Raw genomic sequence first — 9,655 nt, 5'->3', positions numbered from 1 at the left:
TTGCCTTACCCGACTGCTGCGGGTTGCTGTCTGACCCAAAGGTAAGTTCCTGACTTTATGGGGACGAGCCACAAAGCGAAAACTCTACTGCCGGAAAGTATATCACAAAAGAAAACAGAATGCAAACAATATTTCAGAATCAATCGCAGAACTTTCCATGCGGTTCCCAATTCATCCCCTGCCTAAAGGCAGGGGTTTCCTTGGAGATTTAATCATGACTCTAACTCTCTGTATCTCGCCGTGCCCGAATGATGTGTATATCTTCGCGGGTATTCTGCTCGGGAAAGTGACGCACCTGGAGCTTACTTTTGAGACGATATTTCTCGATGTGCAGGCCGCCAACGAAGCAGCACTAACCGGACAGTTCGATGTCATCAAGATCAGCTACGCCGCCTACCCCGCGCTCCGCGAAACCTACGACTTGCTCTCCTCGGGCGGAGCGCTGGGCCGTGGCTGCGGGCCTCTGCTGCTCAAAAACGGCGCTGAGGCTTTCGACCCGAACGCGGAGATTCTCGCGCCGGGCATTCAGACCACCGCCCATTTCCTCCTGGATTTCTGGCTCAAAACCACGAAGTCAACAAAGCGCTTTCTGCCCTTCGACACGCTCTACGAGGAGCTGCGAAATGTCCCCGGAACACAGGGCGTGGTGATCCATGAGAAACGCTTCACCTACGAAACCGACGGCCTGACGCTGATCCAGGATCTGGGCGAGCACTGGGAAAACGAGACGGGCTACGCCATCCCGCTCGGGGCGATTCTCTGCCGCCACGCTCTGAACCTCTCCGACACTATCGCCGCCCTGATCCGCGAGAGCCTCGCCTGGGCCGACACCCACCGCACCGAAGCCCTGGCGCTCTGCCGTCAGCACGCGCAAGATCTCACCGATGGCGTGATCGAGGCACATATCGGGCTCTATGTCAACGAATACTCTCAGGATCTGGGCAAAGAGGGCCGCGCTGCTGTGGAGTTCTTCTTCTCGCAGCAAGTATAATCAGCCATGGATACACCCTCGCCGATTGCCCGCATCCGCGCCGATGCGAAGTCTCTGACGTTTATTATCCGCTCCGATAAGCAGATGCCTAGTGCATTGCTCGGGCAGGGGGTGGGTGCGGCGGTGTGGGAGCTGCTTGTGCCCGAGCGTGTCGCGGGGAAGAACTTCATGCTCCCGCGCTTCGACACTACCGGACGAGATCGGCTCTTCTGGCGCTTTCGTGCCCGTACGTCCGAATCGCCACAGTGGGTGACGGAGATTACGGACCCGGCGGTGCGGACAAACCCTCTGCCGTGGCCAAAAAGCATCAAAGGTGTCCAGTGCGTGGTAGATCGCGCCGATGCCGTCGCGCTGGGGGCAAAGCATGTCGGGATGAACTTAAGTATCCGCGAGGTACTTCTGCCCGCAATTGGCGGCCCATACGGTGGCCCCGTGGAGTTCATGGAAGTGGACGGCGAGAAGATCCCCCTCGCGGCAGGCACACTCGCCCGCTACGACGACGAAGTGCGGGCGTTTACGCAGGCCGGAATCTTAGTGACCGTGATCTTCCTCAACTACTTTCCCCGGGACGCCGCCGACGGGGACTTGCTCATCCACCCCAAGTGCGACAAGAAAGGCGCGGCCAATCCGCTCTCGGCGTTTAATCTGAGCAATGAGAAAAGCGAGCGGCTCTATCGCGGGCTCTTGCAGTTTCTCGCCAGGCGCTGGACGGAGCCCGAGGGGCGCTTTGGACGCGTGGGCGGCTTTATTATCGGCAACGAAGTCCAGAGCCACTGGCACTGGTACAACCTGGGAAAAGCCACCGGCGAAACCGTTGTGCGAGAGTATGCCGATGCGCTAAGATTGGCGTGGTTGGCAGTAAAAAGCGTCCATAAAGACCTGCGCGTTTATATTTCTATGGACTACTACTGGACTGACCGCCACGAAGCGCCAGATCGGACGATGCCTGGCAGGCAGCTCGTAGATGACCTGAATGCGCTCAGCAAGGCCGAGGGGGATTTTGACTGGCACATCGCGCAGCACCCGTACCCGCAAGGGCTTTTTGACCCGATCTTCTGGGACGACGAAGACGCGGGGCTGGGCTTTGACACACCGATTATTACTTTCAAGAACCTCGAAGTGTTGCTGGCCTATCTGAATCTGCCCGGCCAAAAAGTCAATAACGCCGCGCGGCGGGTGATTCTCTCGGAGCAGGGTTTCAACTGCAAGGGCAGCGGTGAGCAAGCGGAGAAGATCCAGGCAGCAGCCTACGCCTACGCCTTCGAGAAAGTGTGCCAGATGCCCGGAATAGATGCGTTTATCCTGCACCGGCACCAGGATCACCCCGGAGAAGGCGGCCTCAAGCTGGGACTGCGGGACTTAGAGGGCCGCCGCCGCCCGATGTGGACGGTGCTTCAGAAAGCCGAGACCCCCGAGTGGGCCGCCACTATCGCGCCGCTGCTCCCCCTAACCGGCCTCAAGAGCTGGGACGACGCCAAACCCACCACCAAGCGCATTGGAGAAAAATCGGGTGTTGGCACCGAGAGCCTGTACTCAGGTGAGGTGGTCTGGGACGGGGTCAAGCAGCTCTGGACCGCGATACCTACCAACTGCCTAGACTGGCGCGAGGTGAAGGAGAAGACCCAAAGCGGCAAGCGCATCAAGGGCCTCTTCCAGCACCCGAAAGCCGTCGGAGTCGCCGAGGCCCGCTTCCCTGTCACGCTCCCGCAAGCCAAGCGCCTGACGCTCCGCTTCGAGGTTCTCAATAGCGCCAAGGAGTCCTCGCCCAATGGCATCACGTTTAGTATCCACGTTAACGGCAAAGAAATCTGGAGCACCAAAGTTAGGGATTGCGGCAAGCCCTACCCCCACGCGATTGACCTCACGCCCTACACGGGCCGCACGATTACGCTCACCCTCACCACCGACGCCAACGAAAAAGAAGCCTACTGCTGGGCCACCTGGCTCGCCCCCGCTATTCTGGCCGGCACGTAGTCGGTGTCAAAAGTGGAGAGGACGAAGAGGGAGGTTCACACATCCACTCCCGAGCGCTGTTGCCACCAGGGGCCACTGCCTCCCGTGAGCCGCTGGACAAAGGCGTCCCGCTGGCTGGTGTCGGCAAAGGCACTGGGGGGAATCGCAAAGGGCTCCTCCATCCCCTTAAGTAGAATCGCGACAAAGCCGCCAGGGAGGACATTCACCGACTCAAGACTCGCCCGTGCGTACCAGTCCTCGGCACCTTCCTGGAGAATCCAGAAGCCCTCGGGCTCAACAACCAGTGTGAACCACTCCGACAGATCGAACTCCTTGCGTGCCTGACGAAACCACTGGTTCCGAACAAAGCGGTTGTCTCCACGGAGATACCACCCCAGAGTGCCATAGACTGCTGCGATTCCGACAATAACACCAAGGATGCCCCAGCTACTCCCGGCCAGGAAACGCACCAGAGAAAGCCCAATCCAGGCAGCGGCCAACGTGCAAGAATTCTGCCACCGACGGCACTGCTTTTTGTAGGCTTCATCCGTAGGGCATGTCTGATACCAGAGCGCAAGATCGTCTTCTTTCCAGTGCCAAGTCACGCGGTTCATCGTTGTTGTACTCCGTTGATCTGCTGCTCCTGCGAGCACTAAAACCTAGCCGACGATTCCCTGCCCCTGGCGCCACCAACCACCACTAGCCTGCGCCGCTCCTTCTGACTTCTGGAGCTGGGCAAAATTGGCAAGAAAGGCATCGCGCTGGAGGGTGTCGGCAAAGGCGCTGGGAGGCAGGTGCCAGACCTGACCCTCGATACTAAAGCGAAGGAACCCGTGGCGCAGTAGCTCCGCTTGCTCGACGACGCACCAACGGTACCGGTGCTCTGAGTTGGCCAGCACCACCCGCACGCCGTCGGGCTCCAGAATCAGGGTGTAGCACTTTTGGATATCCGAATCTTTTGCCTGCGCCTGAAACCACTGCCGCCGTCCTTGGCGGGCATAGAGGCGCAGAAATACTCCCGCGAGAACAAACGCGAGAGCGGCACCACACAGAGTTATCCCCAGCGCCAACAGCCAGTGAGAGACCGTACCAATCGCAACCACCAGCGCCAGAAAGCCCCCTGCAAGCGCCCAGCCTGCTTGGTAGTTCCGGCACTTATCCCGATACTCCGGCTCCTCCAGCGCGAGCTGGTACCAGGCCTCCTGATCGGCTATCGTCCACTGCCACGTCACGGTGTTCATGTGTATCCTCAGTCCAGCTCATCCTGCTGGTACTGCAATAACGGTTTCTGAAAGCTCATCCGAAAGGCATCGCCCCAGCCGAAGTAGCCGACTTTCTGGATCACCGTGCGTAGCTGCTCATGGTAGAGCACCTCGGTCTCCAGGATTTCGTGAGGCGCGAGAGGGCGACGGCGCGTACCCTGGCGCTGCTCGGTGAGCGCCAGAACATGCCGGTGCTTTCGTAGCAGATCCGCAGGGTGCCGCGCTTTTGTGAAAACCCGCGCCACCACCGAGAGACCGGGAAACGGCTTGCGGTAGCCACCGTCGTTGTTGACCGTCACGCAGCGCCCCCCGTTCTCCAGTTCCGTGCGGATTAAGAAATTCGCCTTCGACGGTCGCACCTGAGTCTGATTGTTGTGATGCAGCAGAACCAGCATCAGTGCCGTGCCATCGTCGGTGCAGAAGAGCCGTAAAAACGCCCCCATTTCCGTCGGCAAAGACGACGACGTGACATCCCCGACACACTGCGCTCCCAGTGCCTCGATATCCTGGGTGAGCTTCCGCAGCGCAATATCGCCCTGCGCCACAGGATCCTGCGAGAGATCCGCCTGCGTAAAGACCAGCGGGGCGGTGTAGAGGCGCTTGTTCATCGCACTCATCTGGGTACGGCAGTAATAAATCATGTAGAGGCGCAGCCCCAGCACCCCGAGAAATGCCAGCCCACTCAGGACGAGTCCAAATCCGAGAAAGACACTCAGAAACGGAGCCACCGCACTGGTGATCAGTGCCAACAACCCCAGAAAGAGCCCCAGTGTCACGCCCAGCCGCTGACACCACTCTTGTGGTGTCTTATAGCTGAGCAGCCAGACAACCGCTCCTCCGGCAGCCTTGGTGCTACGATTCGGGAAGAGCTCTTTGCAGAATGCAGCATCCAGTGCGCCCTCACTCCGCGAGAAATCATGGAGCTTTTGCAGGAGTTTTTTCTCGTCGGGCCACGGGTTAAACTGGTACGTATCGTCCTGAAAATCCCCCTCACCGGTGCGCCAGAGTCCCTGGAGCACAAACTTGCCTCGCTCCAGAACGCCGTGCAACACAAAAGCGCGCTCCTCTTGCTCCTGCGGCAGAGCAAAGCGCAGGCGCAGCTCCAGCAGAAGCGATTCCTCATGGAACTCAGTGAGCCCTTCCAGATAGGTTGCCAGTGCTGCGGGCGCCGAGCCGCTCGTCAGATCCAGCGGTGTCGTGAGCTCCAGGGTGTCCGGGTCACGCAGACGCACGCCCTCGCCCAGCTCCTCGGCAAGCTGCGCACGCAACCCCTCGCCGTGTACGCGCGCAAAGCCCCAGAGAGTCGCCGTGAGTGCCACTTGAGGCGTCGCATTGCCCGCGAGCGCACAGGCATCGAGGAGAAGCTGCACCAGCGAGCGCAGGTCTTCCCCGGAGAATGTCCGATCCATAGGATCTTTTCGCATCAACGATAGCTGCATAGTGGCTCCTATTATAAGCCAAACTTAGGCACTCGGCTCCGGAACCATTCGCGAACGTGCCGCTGGTTGGAAACCGGCGGCTACTACGGAACGGCCCGTCCCGCCGCCGCAAGTGCCCCGGCGAAGTCCTTGCCCTCGTAGTTTGCAATATAGTGCGTCAGGCAACCCAGCGAGGTAGTTTATGGGGCTGGTAACTCTTTACCCCTGTGTACGGTTGGCAATCAACACGCTTCCTGGCGCGACACCTTCCGGCTCCAGTTGCTTGCGCCTCCCAGTAGCTCGAAGTGCCAGCTCTCCATCGGAGTTATTCCCGCTTCCCACTGGGCCAGGTAAGGCGCTGGACGGGTGCGAGGATGGTCTGAATGGCTTCAATAGCCTCAGGATCCGGCACGGCTCCCACAGTAGCAGCGTTCTGGCGTACTTGCTTCTCACTTGTCATGCCGACAAGAGTGGTGGCGACGGGCGCATTTTGCAGTGTCCAGGCCACGGCAAGCTCTGCCAGCGAGAAGCCGTTTGCTTTGCACCAGGCCAGCGCCTGAAGGCAGGCAAGCCGGAGCGCTTCGGGCGCGGGATGCCAGGGCTGGGGGCCGGAGTCGGAGAGAAGACCCATGGCGAGCGGCGATGCACCGATGACCCCAACCGATTTTTCGTCTAAGTAAGGAATTAAATCCCAGAGACTATTGTCATTAAGTGATGTATGACAGTAACTTAAAATAACGTCTATACTTGACCTCTCTAACACTTTGGGGTAGATCGCTAGCGGCAGGCCGCTCACACCCACAAAACGCACCTTGCCTGCTGCCACGCACTCACGGAGCGTGGGGAGCGTCTCCTCCAGAATCTGGTTAAAGTCCTCGGCGAACTCGATATCATGGCATAGAGCGATATCGAGCCGATCCATTCGAAGGCGGCGCAGGCTCTCGTCTACGCTCTGGCGCACGCGCGCTGCCGAGAAGTCAAAGTGTCCACTGGGCTTTTGCGTGTCCGGGTAGCGGCCTAGCTTGGTGCACAGAACATAGCTCGCGCGCGGGACGCCGCTCAGTGCGCTCCCGAGAACTTCCTCGGAGGCCTGGTACCAGGGACTCGTGTCGAAGAAATTGATGCCCAGCTCCAGCGCCACACGCACGGCTTGCGTCGCCTCAGCCTGTGTGACTTGGCCGTACGGCCCACCCAGTGGTGCGGCTCCAAAGCCCAGTGCGGAGACTGAAAGGCCTGTTTTCCCCAGTAAGCGAAATTGCATAGGAGCTTTTTCCACAGAGAGCGCCACAATCCCTGCGCTAGATTTTTTGAGAATTAGCTTTTTTGGTATGCTTCTTGATACTAAAGGGTAAACGATATAAATTTCTTTAAGGTGATCAAGCGATGAAACGTTGGCAGTTTTTTAACGACATAGTTCTTATCGTTCTGGGAGCGATGTTTTTTACGGGATGTGGCAGCGGCCTCCAGCCCGGTATCGGAGGGCTCTGGGGCAGCGGTGGCTCGGGTGGCTCCGGGGCGAGTAGTGCGCTGACGGGGCAGATTGTCTTTGTGAATAGTAGCACAGGCCGCTACCAGCTCTATCTGACCAGCGCCGATGGGAAGACAGTCAGGCGTCTCACCGAGGGCGACTGGCACGACTACCGTCCCGCGTTTTCCCCCGATGGCAAGAAGATCGTCTTTGCCAGCACGCGCGATAGCAATAGCGGTCAGCTCTACACCATCAATGCAGATGGTAGCAACCCGACACGGCTCACGAATGGCGCCTGGTCCGATTCGGGGCCGTCGTTCTTCGCCAATGGCAAGAAGATTGTCTTTGAGAGTACCCGCGACACAGGGGATGTTCCTCAGATCTACACGATGAACATGGACGGTAGCGAGGTGATGCGTATCACCTTTGGAACCCAGCGCGACTTCAACCCGGCTCTTTCTCCCGATGGTAAAGTCATCATCTTCGCGCGGGGAGAGGAAGAGGCCGCCCAGCTCTACGCCATTCACACCGATGGCACTGGCCTGACAGCGCTGACCAGTAGTGTGGGGGCCAACAAAAACCCCTCGTTCTCTCCCGATGGTAAGGCGATAGTGTTTGAGAGCAGCCGCACCGGCAACTATCAGATCTACGCAATGGGCACGGACGGTGCGGGTGTCAAGCGCCTGACCAATGATGCCTGGCCAGACTATAACCCCTCGTTCTCGCCCGACGGCAAAACCCTTATCTTTATGAGTGGCCGATCCGAGGGATTTCAGCTCTACCGGATGGCGACCGATGGTAGCAATCTTGCCTTACTCGTGACGTTTCCAGGCAATAGCAGCGACCCGCGTTGGTCAGTTCCGTCGCTTTAGGCCGCGAAGAGCTGAAGGCCACCATCCACGCGCAGAATTTGCCCGGAGATAAAGCGCGCCTCAGGGGAGCAAAGAAAGATCACGCCATCAGCGACTTCCTCAGGAAGGCCGTAGCGGTCTAGCGTTCCCTCAGTGACTGTCATTGCTGGGTCGAGAGGTCGCGTGGCATCGAAGCGCGCGGTTCGGGTGGGGCCGGGGCTGACCGCGTTCACGCGCACCGCATGGGGTCGGAGTTGGTAGGCCAAGCAGCGCGTGTACTCCACAATCCCGGCTTTTGCGACCGCGTAGATCACCCCATCGTCGCGCCCGATATGTGCGGCGCTGGAGGCGATATTAACGATTGCGCCCGTCTTGCGCTCGGCCATTTTATGGCCCACAGCCTGGCAGAGCAGAATCGTCCCGATAAGATTGCGATTGAGCATGGCGTGCATGTCCACCAGCTTCACTCCCAGCGCATCGTTGGGTTTGGGCTTTCCTCCCGCCGCCGCAATATCGCCGCCCGCCGCGTTCACCAAGATATCAATTGGTCCCAGCGCCGCCTCGATCTCGGCAATAAAGCGTGCCACATCGCTCTCATTAGAGACATCACCCACCACTCCGAGCTTCGCGCCCGCCGCCACCGCCGAGGCATCTAAGTCCGCGTGCTCGCCAAACTCTGCGGGGGCGGTGTGCGAGATGTCATGAATCGCCACAATCGCTCCACGCGCCGCCAGCCGCGTCGCCATCGTGTGGCCTAAGCCTCGTCCCGAGCCCGTCACCAAGGCCACTTTGCCTGCTAAGTCCATTGTTTCCATGGCAAACCGTTTCGCGCTGGCTCTTGCTTTTTCCTTCTGAAGCCAAAAAATGAAGTCTGGGCTAAAATAGGAGTCGAAGAAAACGGAGGATCGAAAATGCTACTTGCCCCACCCCCCGCCATGGTTTTGTTGACACAGACTCAGGAGAAGCTAAGTCTCGCAAAGATTGAACTGATACACCTGGAACCCACAGCTTTTATTTTGTTACTCGATACCCCTGAGTTAATGTACTTGTTTGCGGAGTTCGATCTTATCCGAACTCTGAAGCTGGGCAAGACTCACCTTACTCTGCGGCCCGTTGATCTGTCAAATATACTGGCGAGCGATGCGGATCATACTATTATTATTCAGGGAACACCGAAGGCTCTGGGTGAGGTTAGGACTCTTCTGGCGCTTCTGGATGTCGAGCCCAAAAGCGTTCAGCTGACGATGCGATTTTTGCAGAAAGGCAAGCCAGAAATTCATCCTGTGATCTCTACTTTCAGCAACTCAAAAGGCCGAATCGCGATTGGATGTACGACCGATCAACAGAGTGTCACTGTGATTCCGCATCTGAACCGCGACGGCAAGACTGTTGCAGTGGCAGCACAGGTGAATAAGGAAAAGTGGCAGGTACAGACTCTGAAGCTGGGTGTAGAGACGAAGTTTGTCTTTCCGAATAACCAGGAGCTGTTTGTCACCGCGACTCTACCGGAACCTCGGCGAGAGGGCCACCGGCTTTAGCCGTGTAGGTGAATCGCCGTGCTTGATGCTTGACAATTCTGTCTCTAAGCGATATGGTGATTTATGCTTAGGCAATTCAAGTACAGGCTGTACCCCACCGCTTCTCAAGAGTTGGCTATGAACCGAACCCTTGAAGAATGCCGCTGGCTCTACAATCAGTTGCTTGAACAGCGC

The 9,655-nt window shown here is 58.4% G+C and carries 10 protein-coding genes; 5 read left to right on the top strand and 5 right to left on the bottom strand.

From position 1 onward, the window contains the following. Positions 1-214: 214 nt before the first annotated feature. Both ACH2ED_RS01915 and ACH2ED_RS01910 read left to right on the top strand, forming a co-directional pair. Entirely contained in the window at positions 215-991 is a 777-nt protein-coding gene (locus ACH2ED_RS01915) for a 1,4-dihydroxy-6-naphthoate synthase (protein ID WP_395088498.1), read from the top strand. A 6-nt stretch (positions 992-997) separates the two neighbouring features. Further along, on the top strand, positions 998-2,965 hold the full coding sequence (locus tag ACH2ED_RS01910) for a DUF5722 domain-containing protein (RefSeq protein WP_395088497.1): 1,968 nt from the start codon (positions 998-1,000) through the stop codon (positions 2,963-2,965). 35 nt (positions 2,966-3,000) lie between these two features. Here the strand turns inward: ACH2ED_RS01910 and ACH2ED_RS01905 are convergent, their stop codons facing one another. The 4 genes from ACH2ED_RS01905 to ACH2ED_RS01890 form a co-directional block, all read right to left on the bottom strand. Continuing rightward, a complete protein-coding gene (locus ACH2ED_RS01905; RefSeq protein ID WP_395088496.1) occupies positions 3,001-3,558 on the bottom strand; it encodes a hypothetical protein in 558 nt (185 codons plus the stop codon). A 45-nt stretch (positions 3,559-3,603) separates the two neighbouring features. Next, positions 3,604-4,185 carry a hypothetical protein gene (locus tag ACH2ED_RS01900; protein ID WP_395088495.1) on the bottom strand — a complete coding sequence of 194 codons (582 nt, stop codon included), beginning with the start codon at positions 4,183-4,185 and terminating at the stop codon, positions 3,604-3,606. Positions 4,186-4,193: 8 nt separating this feature from the next. Beyond that, complete coding sequence (locus ACH2ED_RS01895; protein ID WP_395088494.1) at positions 4,194-5,645, bottom strand: hypothetical protein; 1,452 nt, start codon at positions 5,643-5,645, stop codon at positions 4,194-4,196. Positions 5,646-5,949: 304 nt separating this feature from the next. Then, entirely contained in the window at positions 5,950-6,885 is a 936-nt protein-coding gene (locus ACH2ED_RS01890; RefSeq protein WP_395088493.1) for an aldo/keto reductase, read from the bottom strand. 122 nt (positions 6,886-7,007) lie between these two features. On the opposite strand from ACH2ED_RS01890, the gene ACH2ED_RS01885 reads away from it, so the two are divergent. Further along, positions 7,008-7,964, top strand: coding sequence for a DPP IV N-terminal domain-containing protein (locus ACH2ED_RS01885; protein ID WP_395088492.1), 957 nt, complete (start codon positions 7,008-7,010; stop codon positions 7,962-7,964). On the opposite strand, the gene ACH2ED_RS01880 is transcribed toward ACH2ED_RS01885, so the two are convergent. Next, the gene (locus ACH2ED_RS01880) at positions 7,961-8,758 is read right to left on the bottom strand and encodes an SDR family NAD(P)-dependent oxidoreductase (RefSeq protein ID WP_395088491.1); all 798 of its coding nucleotides are present in this window, start codon (positions 8,756-8,758) and stop codon (positions 7,961-7,963) included. The genes ACH2ED_RS01885 and ACH2ED_RS01880 overlap by 4 nt on opposite strands. 96 nt (positions 8,759-8,854) lie before the next feature. On the opposite strand from ACH2ED_RS01880, the gene ACH2ED_RS01875 reads away from it, so the two are divergent. Both ACH2ED_RS01875 and ACH2ED_RS01870 read left to right on the top strand, forming a co-directional pair. Further along, positions 8,855-9,481 (top strand): hypothetical protein, encoded by a 627-nt coding sequence (locus tag ACH2ED_RS01875; RefSeq protein WP_395088490.1) that lies wholly within the window; start codon positions 8,855-8,857, stop codon positions 9,479-9,481. A gap of 63 nt (positions 9,482-9,544) precedes the next feature. After that, the coding region (locus ACH2ED_RS01870; protein WP_395088499.1) for a helix-turn-helix domain-containing protein at positions 9,545-9,655 on the top strand (111 nt) is incomplete at its 3' end.

The organism is Armatimonas sp., from assembly GCF_043757465.1.
Taxonomy (GTDB): Bacteria; Armatimonadota; Armatimonadia; order Armatimonadales; family Armatimonadaceae; genus Armatimonas.
The sequence above is the reverse complement of the archived record's forward strand: the minus strand, read 5'-3'. Positions and strand labels throughout refer to the sequence as shown.

What these genes read in the sequence shown, in the direction of transcription:
- ACH2ED_RS01915 (WP_395088498.1), top strand. Translation starts at nt 215, where the DNA reads ATGACTCTAACTCTCTGTATCTCGCCGTGCCCGAATGATGTGTATATC.
- ACH2ED_RS01910 (WP_395088497.1), top strand. Translation starts at nt 998, where the DNA reads ATGGATACACCCTCGCCGATTGCCCGCATCCGCGCCGATGCGAAGTCT.
- ACH2ED_RS01905 (WP_395088496.1), bottom strand. Translation starts at nt 3,558, where the DNA reads ATGAACCGCGTGACTTGGCACTGGAAAGAAGACGATCTTGCGCTCTGG.
- ACH2ED_RS01900 (WP_395088495.1), bottom strand. Translation starts at nt 4,185, where the DNA reads ATGAACACCGTGACGTGGCAGTGGACGATAGCCGATCAGGAGGCCTGG.
- ACH2ED_RS01895 (WP_395088494.1), bottom strand. Translation starts at nt 5,645, where the DNA reads ATGCAGCTATCGTTGATGCGAAAAGATCCTATGGATCGGACATTCTCC.
- ACH2ED_RS01890 (WP_395088493.1), bottom strand. Translation starts at nt 6,885, where the DNA reads ATGCAATTTCGCTTACTGGGGAAAACAGGCCTTTCAGTCTCCGCACTG.
- ACH2ED_RS01885 (WP_395088492.1), top strand. Translation starts at nt 7,008, where the DNA reads ATGAAACGTTGGCAGTTTTTTAACGACATAGTTCTTATCGTTCTGGGA.
- ACH2ED_RS01880 (WP_395088491.1), bottom strand. Translation starts at nt 8,758, where the DNA reads ATGGAAACAATGGACTTAGCAGGCAAAGTGGCCTTGGTGACGGGCTCG.
- ACH2ED_RS01875 (WP_395088490.1), top strand. Translation starts at nt 8,855, where the DNA reads ATGCTACTTGCCCCACCCCCCGCCATGGTTTTGTTGACACAGACTCAG.